Raw genomic sequence first — 22,282 nt, 5'->3', positions numbered from 1 at the left:
TGATCGTGTCAGGACCGTTCATGATCTTTCCCCTCCCAGAAGTGTTTCGCATAAGCGCTGAATTCCGCGATTTCCTCGGGGCACGGCTCGACCCCGGTGAAAACATAAAGATAGTGCGGAACCATAGACAGACGAACTGCTATCGGTTCGTTCAACTGAGCAAAATCATAACCGAGCTGCATATAATACAGTACCCGCGCGCGTGTTTCGGCCTCGGTTTCGTCATAGCCATGGCACACGAACATCGCGCGTAATGCCGACAGTCGCAGCGCATCGGACTGGTCCAGCATTCGGCGTACTTTACCCGACCGGCGCGCCCAGTCGCGTACGGCAAAATCCAGCGCCGTATCGAACAAAGCAGCGTTCACAACACATCGCTGAACATTGCAGACTGCCGCGGTGATTGTCTTGGCGGGCAGCTCGGACTGCGCAATCAAGGCCGCCGTGTTGGTCGCTTGCCACTTGTCCAGAAGCGCGTCCAGCAACTGTTGCCGGGACTTGAAATACCAGTAGAACGATGACCGCGAGACCGCCATGCGCTCCGCCAGGTTCATCACCTTGACCTGCTCGACCCCGTCCGAGATCAGCACATCCATCGCCACGTTCAGCCAGTCATCACGGGTGACCTTGATGTTGCCGACCAGCGGTTCGGCCTTTGGGTCGTCGCGGTGGAGGATGGGTTTGCTGCTCATTCAACTCTCCGGCGGAGCGCCGCCCTCGGCCGTGCGGCGGGCTATGAAATCTTGCAACGCGCCAATGCGGTCACTATCCTGAGCGGGTGCTTCGAAATTGGCCAGAATGTCCTTCCACACGCCGGTTGCGCGATGGTTGGTGTCCACTGCGCCGCGCTCGGTCCAGGTGCCGAAATTCGCGTAATCGTGCACATGCGGCTGGTAAAACGCGGTGTTGTAACGCTCCATGGTCTGGCTGGTGGCGAAGAAATGGCCGCTGGGGTCGACCTGTCGCAGGGCGGTGTCATAGCCGATCTCGGCAGCGCCCGCCTGCGCCCCGGCGCAGAGTTCAGCGACCATGTTCAGCACTTCGGCGTCACAGATCATCTTTTCGAAGGACACGGTCAAGCCGCCCTCGAGCCAGCCCGCCGAGTGGATGATCACCGTCGCCCCGGCCATCAGACAGCCCCACAGCCCGAACTGGTTTTCATTGGCCGCCTGCACGTCGTTGATATTCGCAGCCGATCCCGCCGCAGACCGCCACGGGAGGCCCAGATGCCGCGCCAACTGACCCGCCGCCAACGATGCCTGAAAATGCGAGGGCGTGCCGAAAGCCGGTGCCCCTGATTTCATGTCCACATTGCTGGTGAAGGTGCCATAACAGACCGGTGCGCCGGGATTGGTCAGTTGCGTCAAGGTCAATGCGGCCAGCGCCTCGGCATGGGACAGCGTGATCGCCCCCGCCACGGTGATCGGCGCCATTGCGCCCATCAGGGTGAACGGCGTAATGATCGACATCTGGCCATGCCGCGCAAAGTCGATCAGGCCCTGTGCCATTGGAATATCCAGCGTGCGCGGGCTATTGGTGTTGATGATCGTGTAGCTATGCGGGTTGGCGCGGAACTCATCATCCGACAAGCCACGCGCGGTGGACAGCATCTCGAAACAATCCATCACCTGCGGTGTTCCGCGTGAGAAGAAGAAGGGGAACTTGTCCGTCAACTCCATCTGCGCCTGGGTGGTGAAGTAATGACGCAGATGGGTCGGCACGTCCTGCGGTTCAACCTGGGGCGAGATCATCTGGAAGACGTCGAAATGATGGGTCAGTTTCAGAAATTCCAGATAGTCCTGCCCTGTCGCAGGCCGACGGCCCCGTTCCAGATCAGTGGCGTTCGGGGCGCCTGCCCCGGGTTGAAACACCAGCGAGCCCAGCTCGAGCGTGAAATCCCTGCGCCGCGCCCCGGCGCGACAGGCAATGGATTTCGGGGCCGAGGCGACTGCGGCCTCGACCATATCGCGCCCGATAAAGACCATTTCGCTGTCTTCATCCACGCGGGCACCGCCCTTGGCATAGATCCGGCGTGCCTCGGGCAGCAGGACCTTTACGCCCAGCTCTTCCAACATGCGCAGGGCGGTTTCATGCATGTCTGCGATCTGATCCGCCGGGAACACCTCCATCAGCGGGAAGGGGTTTTTCAGTTGGCGATAGTTCACATCGCGGCTGGGCGGTGGGGCGGCCTCAGCCCCCCGCCCGCGGCGTCTGCGTTCCCGGTTCTGCGCCACCATCATCAGCCTCGCATCGCTTTGCCTTCTGGATCATGCGGAGATGGCGCAATCACCCGCGCAGGCCGTTCGACCCCGACCACATGCACCGACAATTCGGTGCCCGGCGCGGCCTTGTCGCGGTTGACCAATGCCATAGCCAGCGACTTGCCGGTGTAGTGCCCATAGCCGCCCGAGGTGACAAAACCCACGCGCTCACCATCGGCCCAGATCGGCTCATAACCGCTGGCATCGGCGTCCAGCGCGTCGACCTCCAGCGTCACCTGCACCTGCGCCGGGCCGTTGCCGTCGCGTTCGACCAGCGCGGCCTCTTTGCCGACGAAATCCTTGTCCCAGTCGATCCAGCGATCCATACCCGTCATACCGGGTGTGTAGAGCTGCGTGAATTCCGCCGACCAGATGCCAAAGCTTTTCTCCAACCGTGTGGACAGCATCGCGTTGAAGCCGCACTCGCGGATGCCCTCATCGGCCCCGGCGTCCAGCAGCATCCGGCGCAGTTTGATGTGATCGCCATAGCGGCAGTTGATCTCGTACCCTTTCTCGCCGGTTACCGACATGCGCGCGACGCGGGCGCGGACAAGGCCGATATCGAACTCACCGCAGCCCATGAATTTCAGGCCCGAGATATCCTGTTCCGCCAGCTTCTCGACCACCGCCTGCGATTTGGGGCCGACCACGGCGAAACCGCAGATTTCTTCACCCAGATCACGGATATTCACGCCGTCCATCATGTGATCATCGAACCAGCGCATGTGCCAGGCGCGCAGGTAGTAGCTGCCCATGATCCACCAGGTTCCGTCGCCCCAGTTCAGCACAGTCAGATCGCCCTTAAGCCGCCCGTTCTCGCCCAGCATCGGTGCCAGTTTGGCGCGGCCCGGTGCGGGCAGCTTCGAGGCCATGACCTTGTCCAGCCACGCCTGCGCGTTCGGCCCTGTGACCTCAAACCTCGAGAAGCCTGATATATCCAGCAGGCCGACGCCTTCGCGGATGGTCTTGCATTCCTCAGCCACGATATCATGCGCGTTCGAGCGTTTGAGCGTCGGCGTTTCCTCGAACCCTTTCGGTGCAAAATACAGCGGCACCTCCAGATCCCAGCTGACGCCCCATTTGCATCCGGCTTGTGTCATCGCATCATGCGCCGGGGCCATCTTCAGCGGACGGCCTGCGGGCAGTTGTTCGTTCGGATAGGTCATCACGAAGCGGCGGGAGTAGAACTGGCCAGTTGTCTCGCGGATATAGCGTTTGTTCTGCGCGAAATCGCCATAGCGGGCCACGTCCATCGGCCATGCGTCAGCCTCGGGCTCGCCATGGATCATCCACTCGGCCAGCGTCTTGCCGACACCGCCTCCCTGCAGGAAGCCCGCCATCACCGCGCAGGCCGACCAATAGCCGCGCTTGCCGGGTACCGGACCGACCAGCGGGTTTCCATCGGGCGAGAAGGTGAATGCGCCGTTCACCCAAGTCTTGATGCCCACGTTCTGGATCGACGGGTAGCGTTCAAAGCCCAATGTCAGTTCGTTCTCGATGCGGTCGAGCTGTTCCTGAAACAGCTCCTCACCATAGTTCCACGGCGCGCCGTCCATGGCCCAATGCTCGTGGTCGACCTCGTAAATGCCGACCAGAACGCCCTTCTGATCCTGCCGCATATAAGTGAAGCCTTCGAGGTCGACGGTCATCGGCATCTCGAAATCCGCCTGCGCGACTTCGGGCACCGTGTCGGTGATCAGATAGTGGTGTTTCAGCGGCGAAACCGGCAGTTCCACCCCGGCCATGCGGCCCACCTGCTTGGCCCAGAGACCAGCGGCGTTAACCACGTGTTCACAGGTGATCGTGCCCTTGTCGGTCACCACCTGCCAGCCCTCATCGGTCTGGATCAGTTCCTCGACCTTGGTTTCCTCGTAATATTCCGCGCCGCGCTTTTTCGCGGCGGTCGCATAGGCCTGCACTGTGCCGGTGGTGTCGATGTACCCCTCGCGATCCGCCCACATCGCGCCCAGCACGCCGTCGGTGGACATGATCGGGCAGCGTCTCTGCGCCTCCTCGGGGCTTAGCAGTTCACAATCATCGATGCCGATGGACTGGAAAATACGATAGTTGGCCTGCAGCCACTCCCATCGTTCCGGGGTCCCGGCCAGTGTCAGTCCGCCGGTCATGTGCAGACCGATATTCTGACCCGATTCCTTTTCGATCTCGCTGAGCAGGTCGATGGTATAGGATTGCAACGCCGCCATGTTCGGATCGGCATTCAGCGCATGCACCCCGCCCGCCGCGTGCCAGGAAGACCCCGACGCCAGACGCCGCCGTTCCAGCATGACCACGTCAGACCAACCAAACTTGGCCAGATGATACAGAACCGAGGCCCCGACAACGCCGCCCCCGATCACAACAACACGATACTGAGATTTCATCCTGCGCTCTCCTGCACTGATTGCAGTGGACGCTAGTAGCACTGTTCACTTCTGTCTAGACATTTCTGTACAGTTCGATGCAAGCGGGCGTTCGATATCGAAATACACCTAAAGAGTGGCGCTGGAGCGGATTTGAATCGCGGCGAACCAGGCTTGGGTGGCTGCGTTTTCGGCAGGGATTCGCGTTTTTATGACGCGAGCAAAATCGATGAACACGAAGGCGGTGATGTCAGCCAGCGAGAAACGATCACCGGCAAGGAACGCGCTGTCCTGCAATCGGGCCTCCATCAGTTCGAAAAACGCGACCACCCGGGCAGCGCCGCGCTGCGCAAGTTCGGGGATCTGGGCATAATTCACGGGACCGGGAATCGCCCGGTCCTTGAAGGCTGGATGAGTATTGCGCAGCGTTTCGGCAATCGGCAGGCCTCCTTGCTGCTCGACCATCGCGTTCCACATCAAAACCAACGCCTTTTCATCCGGCGTCCGCCCCATCAGCGCAGGTTCGGGGAACCGCGCCTCGAGATAGGCCGCGATTCCGAGATTCTCGGTCAGAACCGTTCCTTCATCGGTCACCAGAACCGGCAGCGTGGCGCGCGGGTTCACGGCGCGAAACGCATCGCTCAGTTGTTCGCCTTTGGCGATGGATATGTCGCGGGTTTCGATCTCGACGCCCTTCTCGGCGATGAACATCCGGGCACGGCGCGGGTTGGGGGCGGTCGAGCAATCGTAGAACAACATGAAATCAGGCTCCTCAAAAGCATGGTACCCAAGGGTTAGCGACCCACCCGTTGCAAAGCCCAGCGTGACCCCATGGCGTTTCAGCGTTGGTAGATGAAGCAGCGTCCCTCAACCGCACCTTCCGGCAGCGGAAGTTCCTTCAGCGTGTCGAAGTACATCCGGTCGCTCGACACCATCAGCCCACCGGGGGCCAGCAAGGGTTCGATCAATGGCGAAACGAACCGGGCAAAGGCATCATTCTTTTCCCGGTTATGCCCCCCAAGATCGGCGTGGATCAGACTGGCCGAGGCACCGAACCGGTCGACCGAGGCGGGCAAAGTCTCGCGCACGTCTCCCAGAATCACCAGCTCGTCCGGTGGGGTCGAATCCGGGTGCGAGGCCACCGCACGCTCGAACACATAGACCGGGCGGTCCTGAATGTACTGCACCATGTGGTGATAGGTGCGCCCATTGCCCAGACCCAGTTCGAACACCGGGCCGGTCTGGCCTGCCGTTTGGGCGATTGCAAAATCCAGACAAGCGCGTTGCGAAACCATTCGGTCAATAAACAGATCCAGTCGGCTTTGTTGCTGGGACACGGGCAAACCTCATTCTTTGTCGGGCGACCTTAACCGGGGTCGATTGCGCCTTTGATGACAAAATCTCAAGACTTTGTGTAGCCACCCCGGAACGCATTTCATGTTTCCGCGACGTTTCTGCGTAAGAAGGTGTTTGACTAGCCCGCCCCGACCGCGCGAAACTGCACAAAAAAGTCAGGGAGATAGCAACGCCGATGTTACCAAGCGGCCAGACGGGTGGAATGCCCGCATGAATGCCTTGTTGTCCGTCCGGAATCTAAGCATTGGTTTTGGCGCGGGCGAAGCCGTTGTTCGTGATGTGAACTTTGATGTCGCGCCGGGTCAAACACTGGCTCTGGTCGGAGAATCAGGGTCTGGAAAAACAATCTCGTGTAGGGCCGCGTTGCGCATTCTGCCGCGTACCGCGCAGATTCGCAGCGGTACCATCACGCTGAATGATTCCAAAGGCACGGCCGACCTGACCAGCATCAGCGAAAAGCAGATGCGCGGCATTCGCGGCAATCGGATTTCGATGATCTTTCAAGAGCCGATGCGGTCGCTGTCTCCGCTGCATAAAATCGGCAATCAGGTGAGCGAGGTCTTGTGGCTGCATCGCGGCGCGTCCGAGGCGCAGGCGCGCAAAGAGGTTCTGACTCAGTTCGAACGCGTGGGTTTTCCCGATCCTGCCCGTGCCTATGACAGCTATCCGTTCGAATTGTCGGGCGGCATGCGGCAACGGGCGATGATCGCCATGGCCATGGTTTCAAAGCCGGAATTGCTGATCGCTGACGAACCCACGACCGCACTGGATGTGACGACACAGGCGCAGGTTCTGGGACTGATCAAGGAATTGCAGCGCGAGACCGGCATGGCGCTGATCCTTGTCACCCACGATCTTGGTGTCGTGGCTAATATGGCCGAGCAGGTCGTTGTCATGCACAAGGGCCGCGTGATGGAATCCGGACCAGCCGCGCCGATTCTGACCGATCCCGCGCATCCTTATACCCGGCAGCTGTTCGATGCCGCACCGGAGATTCCCGATCAGGATGCGGTGGGCCTGCCGATGCCCGACGAAGACCTGATCCTGAGTATGAGCGGGGTTTCTAAAACCTATACCATGCGTTCCAGCAAGGGGTGGAAAGCGGACAAGCTGATCCACGCCTGCCGGGGCGTCGACATGAAACTGGCACGAGGAAAGACGTTGGCCATTGTCGGCGAAAGCGGATCGGGCAAGACCACCGCGGCCCGAATTGCACTGGGGGCGGAATTGCCCGATCCCGGAGGAGAGGTGTTGTTTCGCAGTTCGGCAGATTCCGAACCGATCACCGTTCACCAGATGACGCGCACCGAACGAACCGCGTTCCAGCGCAAGGCTCAGATGGTGTTTCAGGACCCTTACAGCTCGCTCAGCCCGCGGATGCGCATTCAGGATGCCATGACCGAGCCGCTGGAAATCCACAAACTTGGCACCACAGCTGAACAACGCGACAAAGCGGCCGAGATGCTGCAGCGGGTAGGTTTGAATGCCGATATGCTCAAACGCTATCCCCATGCGTTCTCGGGCGGTCAGCGCCAGCGCCTGTCAATTGCACGCGCAATGATGCTGGACCCGGCGCTGATTGTCTGTGACGAGCCGACCTCGGCGCTGGATGTATCCGTGCAGGAACAGATCCTGACCCTGCTGGAGGACCTGCAGGACAGCCTGAACCTGTCCTATCTGTTCATCTCGCACGATCTGGCGGTTGTCGCGCGGATCGCCGATGAAGTGGCCGTGATGCGTCAGGGCCTTGTTGTCGAACAGGCCCCGCCTGAAACCCTGTTCTATAATCCTCGTCACCCCTACACCAAGGCGTTAATCGCTGCCCAGCCAGAGCCTGACATCAATCGCCCGATCGACCTGAAACTGGTCGCTCTGGGCGCGGGTTCGCCAGACAGTTGGGATGATGCCTTCCGATTTTCCGACTCCGTGATACCTTCACTGGTAGAGATGGAGCCCGGCCATAAGGTACGTTGCCATGTTTAAAACCACTCATCGATTGCTGCTGGCCACTTCGCTGGTCCTTGTTGGGATGCTTCCTGCTGCGGCAGATAATCCGTCGCACCTGCAAGAAAGCACCTATTGGCAATCCGAAGTTGAAGGCGGCACCCTGCCCCCGGTTTCCGAGCGCATCCCTGATGACCCGCTCATCGTTGATCTTGCCGCCAAAGGGCGTGAACCCGGAACGCAAGGCGGAACACTGCGCACGATGGTCACTCGGTCCAAGGACATTCGGCAGATGGTGGTCTATGGCTATGCCCGGCTGGTTGGTTTCGACCATGATTACAACATCGTCCCGGATATTCTCGCATCCTTCGAAAACGAAGATAATCGCAAATTCACCCTGAAACTGCGCCCCGGCCACAAGTGGTCGGATGGCACGCCTTTCACCTCGGAAGACTTCCGCTATTGGTGGGAGGATGTGGCAAACAACGAGTTGCTCAGCCCCTCTGGCCCGCCGGATTTTCTGCTGGTCGAAGGCAAACCGCCGGTGGTGAGTTTCCCCGATGAGACCACAGTGATTTTCGAATGGGAAAACCCGAACCCGAACTTCCTGCAATCGCTGGCACAGGCCCGCCCGCCCTTCATCTACCGTCCGTCCGAATTCCTTAAGCAATACCACGAGAAATTTGCCGATGCGGAGGAGCTCGCCTTTCAGGTTGAAGATGCCCGCGTCAAAAGCTGGGCAGCGCTGCATAACAAGCTGGATAACCTGTATAAATTCGACAACGAGGAACTCCCGACCCTGCAACCGTGGAAGAATGCCAGCTCGGGCAAGAAAATCCGGCACAGCTTCATCCGCAATCCTTATTATCACCGCATCGATTCCGACGGGGTGCAACTGCCCTATATCGATGTGGTCGAGATGGAGATCGTAGCCCCGGGTCTGGTCGCGGCCAAAACCAACGCCGGTGAAAGCGATCTGCAGGGACGTGGGCTGGCGTTCCGCGACGCCTCGATCCTGAAAAAGGGTGAGGCACAAGGCGGATACAAGACCCTGCTGTGGAAAACCGGGGTGGCGTCGCAGATCGCGATCTATCCAAACCTGAACTTTGAAGATGACACCTGGCGTGAGGTGCTGCGCGATGTCCGTGTGCGCCGTGCTCTGTCACTGGCGATTGATCGCCAGACCATCAATCAGGCGCTGTATTTCAAACTTGCCAAGCCCGGCGCCATGGCGGTTTTGCCTGCCTCGCCCTATTACAATGAAGAAAATGCACAGGCCTGGGCGCAATATGACACCGACATGGCCAATGCCCTGCTGGACGAGGCCGGGCTGACCGAACGCGATGGAAATGGCATCCGCCTTCTGCCCGATGGGCGCCCGATGGAGTTGGTGATCGAGACCGCCGGCGAACGCCAAGAGGTCGAAAACGCGATGCAGATCGTCACCGATACATGGCGTGAGATTGGGGTCAAGTTGGTGATGCGGCCGCTGGACAGGGATATTCTGCGCAACCGGGTTTTCTCGGGCAATACCATGGCTTCGGTCTGGTTTGGTTGGGATGACGGCATTCCGCAGAACCACACGTCTCCGGCCTATCTTGCGCCCACCGATCAGGTCTTTCTGGCCTGGCCGAAATGGGGACAGTACCATCAAACCGCCGGCGGTTCAGGCGAGCCACCCGACATGCCCGAGGCTGAACGCCTGATGGAACTGGCCCATAACTGGGAGGTCGCGACCACTGATGAACAACGCGAGGCTGTATGGCGTGAAATGCTGGATATCCACGCCCAGCAGCTTTACGCGATCGGCATCCTGAACGGTGCACCGCAGCCCATTGTCGTGTCGAACCGTCTGCGCAACGTGCCCGAACAAGCCATGTGGGCGTGGGAACCCGGCGCGCATTTTGGTATCCATCGCCCGGACGAGTTCTTCTTCGCCGACTGATCAGGAGCAGCTAAATGGTCATGCTGCGCTATGCGGTGTATCGCTTTTTTACGATGCTGCTGACACTGTTGGTAGTGTCGGTCCTGATCTTCGTGATCATCAACCTGCCGCCCGGCGATTACCTGAGCAATCAGATCGCCGAGTTGCAGGCCTCGGGCCAGTCCGCAGGCGTCGCCAAGGCCGAGTTTCTACGAAAGGAATACTCGCTGGACCGGACCCTTCCCGAGCAATACCTGATCTGGATGGGCTTCTGGCCCGGTCCCCATGGGTTCGAAGGGTTGTTGCAGGGCAACTATGGCTGGTCTTTCGAGTTTGACCGCCCGGTTTCCGAGATTGTCGGCGATACGCTCTGGCTGACCGTGGTGGTCAATCTGGCCGCCATTCTGTTCGTTTATGCGGTCGCCCTGCCCCTTGGCGTCATCGCCGCCGCACGGTCGCGGACCTGGATCGACTATACCTCGGCCTTTGTGGGTTATCTGGGTCTGGCCACGCCGAACTTTCTGCTGGCGCTGATACTGTTCTACTATGGTCATCAGTATTTCAACCTGCCCATCGGCGGCCTGATGGACCCCAGGTTCGAAGGCGAACCGATGAGCTGGGACAAGCTCAAATCCATCCTGCTTCACCTGATCGTGCCGACCTTTGTGATTGGCACCTCGGGCGCGTCGGCGATGATGCAGCGCTTGCGGGCCAACATGCTGGACGAGTTGGGCAAGCCTTACGTGGAAACTGCCATCGCCAAGGGCATGGCGCCGTCGCGGATGCTGACGAAATACCCGCTGCGCGTAGCCTTCAACCCTTTTGTGGCCGACATTGGCAACCTGCTGCCGTCAATGGTGTCCGGCTCGGTTCTGGTCTCGGTCGTTCTGGGCCTGCAAACCATCGGCCCCACCCTGCTGACGGCGTTGAAGACGCAGGATCAGTTCCTGTCGGCCTTCATCCTGATGTTCGTGGCGCTGCTGACCCTGATCGGCACCATGATCTCGGATATCCTGCTGGTCATGCTTGACCCGCGTATCAGATATGAGGGGCGTGAAGCATGACCCAACGTCCCGATGGTCGCTATGTCGACGACGCCCCATTCGACCCGCAGGCCTCGATCCAGCAACTGGAGCGTGCCGATCTCGATGCCCCCAACTGGATACTGGTCTGGCGCAAGTTCAAGACGCACAAGCTGGGCCTGATCTCGGGCATCTTCCTGCTGCTGTGTTACCTGATGCTGCCCTTTGCGGGCTTCATTGCGCCCTATGGTCCGAATGACCGGAACGGAGAGCACCTGTATGCCCCGCCCCAGTCCATCAACTGGTTCCATGAGGGCGAATTCATTGGTCCCTATGTCTATCCCATCGTCGCGGAAGCAGACCTTGAAACCTTCCAGTGGAAATTCGTTCCCGATACCGAAGACCCGCGGCCGATCCGGTTTTTCTGCGAAGGCTCCCAATACAAACTGGCGGGTCTGATCAAAACGGACACACATCTGTTCTGCGCACCGGAAGGGGCGACACTGTTTCTCTGGGGGTCAGACCGTCTGGGCCGGGATGTGTTCAGCCGCATCCTTTATGGGGCGCAATTGTCGCTGACCGTGGGTCTGATCGGCATCTCGGTTTCATTCTTTCTTGGCATCCTGTTCGGATCAATGGCCGGATATTTCGGCGGGCGCATCGACTGGGTCATCAACCGCGTGATCGAGATATTACGCTCCCTGCCAGAGCTGCCCCTTTGGCTGGCTCTCTCCGCAGCCGTGCCATCGAACTGGAGCCCTGTTGCGGTTTTCTTTATCATCTCGATCATCCTCGGCATCCTTGACTGGCCCGGCCTTGCCCGATCCGTGCGCGCCAAGTTCCTGTCGCTGCGGGAAGAAGAATATGTCCGCGCCGCCGAAATGATGGGCGCAAGCTCGGGCCGGGTGATCCGCAAACACCTGCTGCCGAATTTCATGTCGCACCTGATCGCCTCGGCTACGCTGTCGATCCCGGCGATGATCCTTGGGGAAACCGCGCTATCTTTCCTCGGCCTTGGCCTGCGGGCGCCTGCGGTCAGTTGGGGCGTGATGCTGAATGACGCGCAGAACCTTGCCTCGATCGAGATTTACCCCTGGACCGCCATTCCGATGCTGCCGATCATCGTTATCGTGCTGGCCTTCAACTTCCTTGGCGACGGGTTGCGCGACAGTCTGGATCCCTATCAGCAATGAGCCTGCTGTCTTCCCTTCCCGCGACTGACAGCTATCTGGTCAAAGGGACCGGAGCCCGCCCCAGCGCCTTCGCGGTGTCCGAACTGGCCACAGCCAGCTTCGCCGCCGTGGGGCAGGAACTGGCCCGCCTGATGGTGGCGACCAACCTCGCGGCCAAACCACCCGAAATTACCGTGGATCACCGGCTCGCCTCACTATGGTACGGCTTTTCCTTCAAACCCGACGGGTGGGAGATGCCCAGCCTTTGGGATGCGATTGCAGGCGACTACAAGGCAGCTGATGGGTGGATCAGGCTGCACACCAACCTGCCCCACCACCGCGCCGCAGCGCTCAAGGTGCTGCAGGTCAAGGCGGATCGGGACACCGTGGCCCGCGCGATCAAAGACTGGTCGATCTTCGATCTGGAAACCTCCATCGTCGCCGAGGGTGGCGTCGCCGCCGCCATGCGCACCCGTTCCGAATGGCAAGAACATCCGCAAGGGCGCGTCGTGGCCCGCGAGCCGCTGATCGGCTGGCACGGGCCGCGCAATGTCACTCTGCGCGACCGGCCTCAGGCCACCGCAGAGCGCCTGTTGGCCGGGCTTCGTGTGCTTGATCTGACCCGGATACTAGCTGGTCCGGTTTCAACCCGAACCCTTGCGGGATTTGGGGCGGACGTGTTGCGCTTCGACCCGCCCGGCTGGGACGAGCCCGGAGTGATCCCTGATATCTCGCTGGGGAAGCACTGCGCCTATCTGGACCTGAAATCGCCCGGGGGCATGAATCATCTGAAAGAATTGCTGTCACAGGCCGATGTGCTGGTTCACGGCTATCGTCCCGGCGCACTGGATGCGCTCGGGCTGGACAAATCCACCCGCGATCAGCTTGCCCCGAACCGGGTCGAGGTCACCCTGGACGCTTACGGCTGGCAAGGCCCATGGGCCGCAAGACGCGGGTTCGACAGCCTTGTGCAGATGAGCGCCGGGATCGCCGATGCCGGGATGGCATGGGCTTCGGTCGACAAGCCTACGCCGCTCCCCGTTCAGGCCCTGGATCACGCTACAGGCTATCTGATGGCCGCAGCCGTTCTCTCGGCTCTGACCGAGGCCGCATCGGGCCAAACCGTGATGGATGCCCGCCTGTCGCTCGCACGTACCGCCGAGCTTTTGGCGACCCTCGCGAAAAGCAGCGACGCTGAGGACATCACAGCTGCGTCCCCATCCGATTATGCGGACGTGACCGAGGCCTCAGGCTGGGGCCCGGGCCACCGATTGAAACCGGCGCTTTCTGTTGGCCCCGCAGCGATGAACTGGCCACTGCCCGCCGCCAAACTGGGCACATCGGACGCCGCCTGGCCGCCGCATTCGGTCTGACACACCCGCCGCGCGGAACGCGCGGCCCGGCCCAACGCTTTGGGCGGCATCGCGTCAGCGATGCAGACCAAAGAGGCGGGAGAGCCCCCTAGCGGTCGTCACCCCCGCCGGGGCCGATATCATCCAGATAATCCTCGTCAATCGCCGCCTGAACCGCACCCGTCACCGCTTCGCGCTGCTTGGGCGTCAGATCTTCGGCCTCCTTATCATCCGCCAAACGCACCGTGACCTCACGATGTGCGAACCGGATGCCTTCACGGGCAAACAGCTCGCGGATATCCTGATAGACCTTCTTGCGCACCAGCCACTGATCGCCCGGCTTTGTCATGAACTTGACCCGGATGATCATCGCGGAATCCTGCATCTCGATCACGCCCTGCGACTTCAGCGGCTGAATGAAATTGTCACCGATCACCGGATCGCTCAGCAGCTCCTGCCCCAGCTTCTTGATCAGCTTGCGCACCTTTTCAACATCGGTGTCATAGGTGACCCGCAGCGGCAGCTTCATGATCACCCAGTCGCGCGAATAGTTGGTCAGCACCTTGATCTCACCAAACGGGATCGTATTCAGCGCCCCAAGATGATGCCGCAACTGGAAAGACCGGACCGAAATCTTTTCGACCGTCCCCTTCACGTCGCCAATATCGATATACTCCCCCTTCCGGAACGCATCGTCCATCAGGAAAAACGCGCCCGAGAAGATGTCGCGTACCAGTGTCTGCGAGCCGAAACCCACGGCCAGACCGACCACACCGGCACCCGCAAACAGCGGGCTGACATTGATACCAAGCTCCATCAACACGATCAGGGCGATCGTCACCACAACCACTGCCAGAATCGCCCCGCGGAACAGGGGCAGCAGGGTCGCCAGACGGCTTTGGCCGCCTTCGCCGCCCTCATCGCCCAGTTCCGCTTCTGCGCCAACGTCCACAGCCTCTTCCGCGATCTTGCTGTCGATCCAGACCCGAAAGAAATGAAACAGGATATAGCCCATGAACAGGATCACCATCACGTCCAGCGCCCGCCCGATCGGCAAATCCTCGCTCCAGCTGGCCTGCGGGTTCCAGATCACCACCAGTGCATAAGCGCCCACGACAAAGGCCAGAATTCCAGCCACCCGGCGGGCAAGGTCCTCGTAGGTGAGGATGGCATATTTGCGCTTTTCGGCCTCGGGCGTGGCGGTCTCAGTCTCGACCTCTGCGTCTTCCGCTTCCGCGTTCAGCTCTTCCATCTGGCGATTGCGATCAAAATAACGCTCAAGCAGATAGTTCATCGCGCCATAGGCCACGACAACGGACATGAAGATCGCATAGCTGCTGGCCACAATCGGGATCGAGTCCTCGACCTCGAGCACCAGATCGACCGCGAGTTTGAACCAGCTGAACACCATGTAAAGGATCAGAACCGGCGCCCATGCAAACGAGATGAACCGCGAAATCCACGATACCTGATCCGGTGCCCGCCCGCCCCGGATCGCGTTCGAGATGGCCCGCGCATTGAACAGGATCATCAGCACATTGCCCAAGGCCCCGACCAAAGTCAGGCCGCCATAGACCATCGCATAGACGTTGTAGTTCAGCCCAAAATCCGCAACCCAGGTTGCGAACAGCACCACCGAGATATCATAGGTCGCCAGCGCCGAGGCCCAGCGATACAAGCGCTTGGCATCGCGGTCCGAAAACGGCGGCAATCGGTACTGGCTCAGAAACGGGGACAGGATCATACGCCACAGATCGGCCACCGTGCGCGACAGGAAGAACGCGGTGAAAATGGCCGTCACCGTAAACTGGATCGAGATATCCTCGGCCTCGCCAAAGATCAGATACCCCACGATCAGCGCCATGATCATCGCAAAAATCGTGCCGCCTATCCCCATAACGAAGCGGTACACCAGAAACGGCATCTTCTCGCGATAGCCGCTCGGTTGCTCCTTGATCCGGGCCACCACAAAGCGTTTGGCGATGCGTTTGCCATAAATCTCGGTGGACAACCACCGCCCCAACAACAGGAACAGGATGTTCCAGGCCAGCACTTCAATATAGGTCTGGATACGGCCATCCGGGCTTGTCTGCCGCAGCACGTATTTTACTTCGAATACCGAATAGGGCAGCGCCTCAAGCCGCGACCGCACGGACTGCCGGAACTCGGAAAAGCGTTCCTGCGCCTTCATCAGTTGCGATCCGTCGGCCATCGGGTCCGCCGCATCCTGTGCCGTCGCGGATTCTGAATCGGGCGTTGTCACCACCTGTCCAGCGCTGTCGATCACAATGACGCTGGCGCCGGCTTCGGTGGCTGCCTTGATGGCCGCCGCCACGTCGCCATCCGCGGCGGTAGCGGTCTCTGTCTCGTCCGTGATCCCCGGATACCCCGGAATGAGCGACTGCGCGGCCGCCGCGGTTACAAAAGCCAGCGACAAGGCCCAGACCACAAGAGCCAGCCGGGCGAGAATTGTCTTCTTCATCATGTGCTTTATCCAGTTCGCGATTGCACAGCAGGTTACAGAACCCACGACGCCGGTTCAAATCCTCTCGGGATATCGCGGCCACTTCGTTTGGTACCCGTGTTCCAACGGCATCTGCCGTGAGACTCACCCAAGGCATAAGGTGTTTTCAATTCAATGAAAATTGAATATGACAATCCGGAGTATGCCCGTTTTGCCCACCCGGCCATAAACGGTTCTACTCAAGGCAACCCAGCGATGGATCGGCCGACAAAAAACCTGTTGCCAATTCGCAATGTTTGCAACATTTGCACGGCGCAGCCTGCCCCTTTGGCAAGCGGGCACAGAACATATACGATAACAGGTGCAAACGCGCGGAGTTGCACCGGAACCCGAAACAGGCGAAGGCATGAGCCTAGGAACAGCAGACGAAACACACAGCCGCGCGCCGCGCATCTTGCTTTACAGCCACGACACGTTCGGTCTGGGCCATTTGCGCCGGTCGCGCGCTCTGGCTGCCGCGATAACGCAGGCTGACCCTACAGCTTCGGCCCTGATTTTGACCGGCTCGCCCGTGGCAGGACGCTTCACTTTTCCACGCCGCGTTGACCATGTGCGCCTGCCCGGGGTCACCAAGCGCGCCGATGGTTCTTATGCAGCGCGGACCATCGGAATGGGGATCGAGGAAGTCACCGATCTGCGCTCGAGCCTGATCCAGACCGCAGTTGAGCAATTCAACCCCGACGTGCTGATCGTCGACAAGGAACCCACCGGCTTTCGCGGAGAGTTGCTGCCGACCCTGGAACACCTCGAACGCACCAGAACTACCAAAATGGTTCTGGGTTTGCGCGACGTTCTGGACGAGCCCGAAGTGCTGGCCGCCGAATGGCACCGCAAGGATGCCATCGCCGCGACCGAGCGGTTCTATGACGAGATCTGGGTCTATGGCCTGCGCTCGATCTATGATCCGACACAGGGTCTGCCGCTCAGCGCTTCTGCGCAGCAGCGCATTCACTGGACCGGCTACCTGCGGCGCGATCTGGGTCCGGTGGGCGAGCCTCCTGAACAACCCTATATCCTGATCACGCCCGGCGGCGGTGGTGATGGCAAGGCGATGGTCAATCTTGTCCTGTCGGCCTACGAAAAAGACCCGGAATTGTCGCCACGCGCGGTTTTGGTTTATGGTCCGTTCCTGTCCGGTGAACTGCGGGAAGAATTTGAAACCCGCGTCGCAGCACTGAATGGTCGCGTTAAGGCTGTCGGCTTCGAATCCCAAATCGAAACCCTGTTTGCCGGTGCCGCCGGTGTCGTTTGCATGGGTGGTTACAATACGTTTTGCGAGGTTCTTTCATTCGACAAACGCGCTGTCATCGTGCCCCGCACGACCCCCCGGCTTGAGCAATGGATACGTGCCTCGCGTGCCGAGGATCTGGGGCTGGTGCGGATGCTGGACGAAAACCGGGACGGGCTGACTGCTGACGCGATGATCCGTGCGATCCGCAAGTTGCCGGGCCAACCGCTGCCCTCGCAAGCCATGCGCGCCGGATTGCTGGACGGTTTGAACTACGTCACCCACCGTGTGGACGCCCTGCTGGGAACGGAACAAGAGCGCGCCACCGGATGACCACCCAATCACCCAAGCTTGCGGTGCTGGTCAAAGGCTGGCCGCGCCTGTCCGAGACGTTCATCGCGCAAGAGCTGGTGGCGCTGCAGGAGGCCGGTCATCAGTTCGACATCTGGTCGCTGCGTCACCCCACCGACACCAAGCGCCACCCGTTGCATGACAGGTTTCAGGGTCAGGTGCATTACCTGCCGGAATACTTGTATGACGAGCCGCAACGGCTGCAAGCCGCCCGTCTGCGTGCCCAGCACCTGCCCGGCTACGAACGGGCCTACAAGGTCTGGCGGCAGGACCTGCGCCGCGACCCCACGCATAATCGCATCCGTCGCTTTGGTCAGGCCTGCGTTCTGGCTGCCGAGCTTCCTGAGCAGACCCAGGTGCTATATGCGCATTTCATGCATACGCCTTCATCGGTGGCGCGCTACGCCGCGATCATACGCGGCCTGCCCTGGAGCTTTTCGGCCCATGCCAAGGACATCTGGACCTCGCCGGAGTGGGAAAAACGCGAAAAGCTGCAGGCCGCCACGTATGGCGCGGCTTTCGGCGCGACCTGCACTGCCATCGGGGCCGATCACCTGCGTTCATTCGCCGATGACCCGACCCGGATCGACCTGATCTATCACGGGCTGGACCTGTCGCGCTTTCCCGCCCCGCCAGATCGCGAGCCGCGGAAAGCCGGGGCGCCGTTCCGAATGCTCTCGGTCGGTCGCCTGGTCGAAAAGAAGGGCTTTGACCGGCTGCTCGACGCGTTTGCGCTTTTGCCTGAGACACTGGACTGGCACTGGACCCATATCGGCGGCGGCACGCTTGGCCAGAAGTTGGAAGCGCAGGCCGATGCGGCAGGGCTGACCCATCGGATCAGTTGGAAAGGGGCCTGCAATCAGCCCGAGGTGATATCCGAAATGCAGCAGGCCGATCTGTTTGTCCTGCCCAGCCGTATCGCCGAAGACGGCGACCGGGACGGGTTGCCCAATGTGTTGATGGAAGCTGCTTCGCAGCACTTGGCGATTCTATCCACGCCGATCTCGGCCATACCGGAGTTCATCGAGAGTGGCGTCCATGGCACCTTGTCCAGCGATGAGCCCGCCGCTCTGGCCCGCGCTATTACTGATCTGGCCGAACACCCCGATACAGCATCCCGCATGGCAGGGGCCGCATATGAGCGGTTGATTGCAGAGTTCCAGATGGACCCCGGCATCCGCCGCCTGTCCGACCGGCTGAACGCCCTGTGCACGGATCGGGCCTGATGGCTCGGGTTGCTTTCTACGCGCCGATGAAATCCCCCGACAGCCCCACGCCTTCGGGCGATCGTGAAATGGCGCGGAACCTGATGAAGGCCATCGGGGCGCAGGGGGATCGGGTCGAACTCGCCTCGCGGCTTCGGGTCTATGACAAAACCGGTGACCGGCAGGTGCAGAAAGCGCTTGAGACTGATGCACAGGCTGAGGCTGACCGTTTGATTCGTGAACTGCCCGCTGAAACGAACCTGTGGGTGACCTATCACAACTATTACAAAGCCCCCGATCTTTTGGGGCCGGTCGTCAGCCGTGCACGGGGTATTCCTTATGTCCAGCTTGAAAGCACCCGCGCGACAAGTCGGCTGAACGGGCCTTGGGATCGCTTCGCTCGCAGCGCCCATGCGGCCTGTGACGCGGCGCAGGTCATATTCTACCACACGGCAAACGACCTGATCACGCTGGAGCGGGAGCGATACGCCGAGCAGCAGCTGGTGGAACTGCCCCCTTTCCTGCCGGTCAGTACGTTGCCGGACGCGTCGACCCTGGATGGTCCGATGCTGACCGTGGGAATGATGCGCGAAGGGGACAAGCTGACCTCGTACACCATTCTGGCGGAAACGCTGGCGCATCTGACCGGGGACTGGACGCTGGATATCGTCGGTGACGGTCCCGCGAGATCGCAAGTCGAGGCGCTCATGACGCCATTTGCCGGTCGTGTCCGATTTCTCGGACAGCTTGACCGCGCTGAGTTGCAGCAAATCTATGAGCATGCTTCGCTGTTGATCTGGCCCGGTTTCAACGAGGCCTATGGCATGGTCTATCTCGAAGCGCAGGCCAGCGGTGTGCCGGTCGTGGCCCAGGACCGCCCTGGCGTGGTCGACGTTCTGCTGCCCTCTGACTATCCAAGTGTTGATGTCGGAGCGGCTGGTCTGGCGACCCACATTCAGACATATCTGAAAGATCCGGAATTACGCCGGACCGAGGGCGAACGCGCCCGCCACTATGTCGCCGCGCGCCACCTGCTGCCCGCCGCAACCGATACATTCTGGTCTGCCGCCAGACCACTGTTGGAGGATCGCACATGACCCGTTTGGCCTTATTGCGTCACGGACACACCGACTGGAACCGCGCAGGCCGCATTCAAGGGCGCAGCGACATCCCGCTGGATGACGAGGCGCGTGCCGAGCTGTCGGGTTACAGCCTGCCTGCCCCGTGGGATTCCGCCTCGGTCTGGTCCAGCCCCCTGGCGCGCGCAGCGGAAACTGCGCAGCTGGTTTCGGGGCGCGCGCCGCAAACCTCTGATGCCCTGATCGAGATGAACTGGGGAGACTGGGAAGGAAAGCGCGGTGTGGACCTGATCCAGATACCGGACAGTGGCTACCGGCATATCGAAGACTGGGGCTGGGGCTTCCGCCCACCCGGCGGAGAGAGCCCGGCCGAGATTTGGACGCGGATCGAACCCTGGCTGGCAACACTCAACGGTGACACGCTGGCCGTCTGTCACATCGGCATCATGCGGGTGATCCTTGCCAAAGCCTGGGGTTGGGATTTCGCAGGGCCTGCCCCGTTCAAGATCAAGCGGAACAGGTTTTATATTGTCGACCTCAACACCATGCAGGCCGAGGCCGAGCCAATCCGGTTGATCCCGCGCGAGGTCGGCCCATGAGGGTGATGATCTCGGTCACCCATCTGCTGGGGACCGGACATCTCAGCCGCGCGCTGACACTGGGCCGCGCCTTCGTGCAACAGGGCCACGAGGTATTTGTCGTCTCGGGCGGTATGCCTGCCCCGCAACTGAGCACCGAAGGGATGGCCGTTCTGGGACTGCCTCCGCTGCGGTCGGACGGCACCAATTTCACAAGATTGCTGACCCAAGGCCGAGAGGAGGCAGGCCCGGACTATCTGGCCGCACGCCTCACCGCGCTGACCGAAGCGCTGCGCAGTTTTCGGCCCGAGGTCTTCATCACCGAACTCTATCCCTTTGGCCGCCGCTCGCTTGCGGCTGAGTTCCTCGCGGCGCTGGAGGTGGCACAGTCTTTGCCGATCCCACCGGTCATACTAAGCTCGGTCCGCGACATACTCGCACCGCCATCCAAGCCTGCAAAGGCCGAGCGTGCGGATGAAGTCATCGCGCAGTATTACGACGGCGTGCTTGTTCATTCCGATCCAGATATCGCAAAGCTTGAGGTCAGCTGGCCGGTCTCGGATCAGTTGGCTTCACGATTGCACTATACGGGCTTTGTTGCCTCACCAGCTCCGCTCCCTCATCCAGATGGTGTGGGGCGGGGTGAGATTATGGTGAGCACGGGTGGCGGTTCGGTCGGGCAGCCGATCTTTCGAGCGGCCATCGAGGCCGCCCGAAAGATGCCCAACAGGCGCTGGCGCCTGTTGGTGGGGGGGCAAGATGCCCCGTCGCGCATTGCCGAATTGTCGGAATTGGCCAAAGAAGCCCCGATTACCATCGAACCCGTCCGGCCCGACTTTCGCCAAATGCTGCCGCTGGCGGCCGCATCGGTCAGCATGTGCGGCTATAACACGGCGATGGATCTGTTACAGAGCGGCACCCCTTCGGTTCTGGTCCCCTTCGATGACGGCAATGAGGTGGAACAGAGCTTGCGCGCAGACAGTCTTGCCCGGCTTGACGGGATTGCGGTCCTGAAAAGCGACAATCTGAATGGCCAGTCCCTTGCCGATGCGTTGACCCGCGTCTTATCCGGACCAAAGCGCAACGCGCTGACAGATGGTTTCGATGGCGCCCACCAGACCGTCGAGATCGCAACCCGCTTGAGGAAAGCCAAAGGATGACACCCGACTGGAAGCCTCTGCAAACGGAACTGGAGCTTTGGCTGGCAGCGGGTCTGTCCTTGCCGCTCTGGTGGCGAGACGACGACGCGGTTGATATCACGCCGCAGCTCGAAACCCTGAGCACCCTGTCAGAGAGGCTTGGATTGCCTGTCCATCTGGCAGTGATCCCGAAGGGCGCGCAGATCGAACTTGCGGAATATGTCAGCGTGCATCCCGAATTGATCCCGGTCGTGCACGGCTGGGCGCATCGGAATCATGCGCCAACGGCTAAAAAGAAAGCCGAGTTCCGCCTTCACCGCCCAATTGACGCTGTTGTGGCTGATGCTGAGGCGGGTCTGAGCCGGCTGCGCGATATATTCGGCACACAGCTATGCCCGATGTTCGTCCCGCCATGGAACCGGATCGCCCCTGAAATCGCAACGCATCTGCCCGCATTGGGCTATCGTATCCTGTCCACCGCAACGGCGCGCAAAACCGTGCTGGCGGCTCCTAATCTGGAACAAGTGAACACTCATCTGGACCCGATAGATTGGCACGGCACGCGCGGTCTGGTCGATCCCGCGCGTTTGATCGCGCAAACGGTAGCGCTTTTGCGGGATCGGCGCGAAGGGCGTGCGGATAACACGGAACCGTTTGGGATGTTGACGCACCATCTGGTCCATGATCAAGACGTCTGGATCTTTACGCAGGAACTGCTGCAACGATTGCTTGATGGGCCGGGCGTACCCTGGACTGCTGCGCATGAACCAATGACAGAAGGATAGCC

Annotated in this window: 17 protein-coding genes; 11 read left to right on the top strand and 6 right to left on the bottom strand. The window is 60.6% G+C overall.

Annotation, left to right across the window (positions count from 1 at the left end; translation table 11 throughout):
- Positions 1-8: 8 nt before the first annotated feature.
- The 5 genes from ACR0K9_RS00295 to ACR0K9_RS00275 all read right to left on the bottom strand — a co-directional run bounded on the left by ACR0K9_RS00295 (position 9) and on the right by ACR0K9_RS00275 (position 5,958).
- Positions 9-692 carry a TetR/AcrR family transcriptional regulator gene (locus ACR0K9_RS00295; RefSeq protein ID WP_480819845.1) on the bottom strand — a complete coding sequence of 228 codons (684 nt, stop codon included), beginning with the start codon at positions 690-692 and terminating at the stop codon, positions 9-11.
- Positions 693-2,237: a trimethylamine methyltransferase family protein gene (locus ACR0K9_RS00290; protein WP_480820603.1), complete on the bottom strand. Its 1,545-nt coding sequence runs from the start codon at positions 2,235-2,237 to the stop codon at positions 693-695. It lies immediately after the preceding gene.
- Between the two features lie 2 nt (positions 2,238-2,239).
- Complete coding sequence (locus tag ACR0K9_RS00285; RefSeq protein ID WP_480819843.1) at positions 2,240-4,642, bottom strand: GcvT family protein; 2,403 nt, start codon at positions 4,640-4,642, stop codon at positions 2,240-2,242.
- Between the two features lie 108 nt (positions 4,643-4,750).
- Positions 4,751-5,380: a glutathione S-transferase family protein gene (locus tag ACR0K9_RS00280; protein ID WP_480819841.1), complete on the bottom strand. Its 630-nt coding sequence runs from the start codon at positions 5,378-5,380 to the stop codon at positions 4,751-4,753.
- A gap of 80 nt (positions 5,381-5,460) precedes the next feature.
- On the bottom strand, positions 5,461-5,958 hold the full coding sequence (locus tag ACR0K9_RS00275; RefSeq protein WP_480533989.1) for a class I SAM-dependent methyltransferase: 498 nt from the start codon (positions 5,956-5,958) through the stop codon (positions 5,461-5,463).
- Positions 5,959-6,187: 229 nt separating this feature from the next.
- On the opposite strand from ACR0K9_RS00275, the gene ACR0K9_RS00270 reads away from it, so the two are divergent.
- From ACR0K9_RS00270 to ACR0K9_RS00250, 5 genes are read left to right on the top strand one after another with little or no spacing between them, the layout of a single operon-like run.
- The gene (locus tag ACR0K9_RS00270) at positions 6,188-7,960 is read left to right on the top strand and encodes an ABC transporter ATP-binding protein (protein ID WP_480819839.1); all 1,773 of its coding nucleotides are present in this window, start codon (positions 6,188-6,190) and stop codon (positions 7,958-7,960) included.
- Entirely contained in the window at positions 7,953-9,866 is a 1,914-nt protein-coding gene (locus ACR0K9_RS00265; RefSeq protein ID WP_480819837.1) for an ABC transporter substrate-binding protein, read from the top strand. Before ACR0K9_RS00270 ends, ACR0K9_RS00265 begins: the two co-directional genes overlap by 8 nt.
- Before the next feature lie 14 nt (positions 9,867-9,880).
- Entirely contained in the window at positions 9,881-10,909 is a 1,029-nt protein-coding gene (locus ACR0K9_RS00260) for an ABC transporter permease (protein ID WP_480533995.1), read from the top strand.
- On the top strand, positions 10,906-12,060 hold the full coding sequence (locus tag ACR0K9_RS00255; RefSeq protein WP_480819835.1) for an ABC transporter permease: 1,155 nt from the start codon (positions 10,906-10,908) through the stop codon (positions 12,058-12,060). Before ACR0K9_RS00260 ends, ACR0K9_RS00255 begins: the two co-directional genes overlap by 4 nt.
- Complete coding sequence (locus tag ACR0K9_RS00250) at positions 12,057-13,412, top strand: CoA transferase (protein WP_480819833.1); 1,356 nt, start codon at positions 12,057-12,059, stop codon at positions 13,410-13,412. The genes ACR0K9_RS00255 and ACR0K9_RS00250 overlap by 4 nt, the downstream gene beginning before the upstream one ends.
- Before the next feature lie 88 nt (positions 13,413-13,500).
- Here ACR0K9_RS00250 and ACR0K9_RS00245 read toward each other — a convergent pair whose 3' ends face one another.
- Positions 13,501-15,873, bottom strand: a complete 2,373-nt coding sequence (locus ACR0K9_RS00245) for a mechanosensitive ion channel domain-containing protein (protein ID WP_480820601.1) — start codon at positions 15,871-15,873, stop codon at positions 13,501-13,503.
- 388 nt (positions 15,874-16,261) lie between these two features.
- Here ACR0K9_RS00245 and ACR0K9_RS00240 point away from each other — a divergent pair, with 388 nt between their 5' ends.
- From ACR0K9_RS00240 to ACR0K9_RS00215, 6 genes are read left to right on the top strand one after another with little or no spacing between them, the layout of a single operon-like run.
- Entirely contained in the window at positions 16,262-17,476 is a 1,215-nt protein-coding gene (locus tag ACR0K9_RS00240; RefSeq protein ID WP_480534001.1) for a glycosyltransferase family protein, read from the top strand.
- Positions 17,473-18,720 (top strand): glycosyltransferase family 4 protein, encoded by a 1,248-nt coding sequence (locus ACR0K9_RS00235; RefSeq protein WP_480819831.1) that lies wholly within the window; start codon positions 17,473-17,475, stop codon positions 18,718-18,720. Before ACR0K9_RS00240 ends, ACR0K9_RS00235 begins: the two co-directional genes overlap by 4 nt.
- Positions 18,720-19,796, top strand: coding sequence for a glycosyltransferase family 4 protein (locus tag ACR0K9_RS00230; protein WP_480819829.1), 1,077 nt, complete (start codon positions 18,720-18,722; stop codon positions 19,794-19,796). The genes ACR0K9_RS00235 and ACR0K9_RS00230 overlap by 1 nt, the downstream gene beginning before the upstream one ends.
- A complete protein-coding gene (locus ACR0K9_RS00225) occupies positions 19,793-20,377 on the top strand; it encodes a histidine phosphatase family protein (protein WP_480819827.1) in 585 nt (194 codons plus the stop codon). Before ACR0K9_RS00230 ends, ACR0K9_RS00225 begins: the two co-directional genes overlap by 4 nt.
- The gene (locus tag ACR0K9_RS00220) at positions 20,374-21,516 is read left to right on the top strand and encodes a glycosyltransferase family protein (protein WP_480819825.1); all 1,143 of its coding nucleotides are present in this window, start codon (positions 20,374-20,376) and stop codon (positions 21,514-21,516) included. The genes ACR0K9_RS00225 and ACR0K9_RS00220 overlap by 4 nt, the downstream gene beginning before the upstream one ends.
- Positions 21,513-22,280 (top strand): polysaccharide deacetylase family protein, encoded by a 768-nt coding sequence (locus tag ACR0K9_RS00215; RefSeq protein WP_480819823.1) that lies wholly within the window; start codon positions 21,513-21,515, stop codon positions 22,278-22,280. Before ACR0K9_RS00220 ends, ACR0K9_RS00215 begins: the two co-directional genes overlap by 4 nt.
- Positions 22,281-22,282 lie beyond the last annotated feature (2 nt).

The organism is Ruegeria sp. L12, from assembly GCF_056531745.1.
This window is presented reverse-complemented; position numbering and strand designations above follow the sequence as displayed.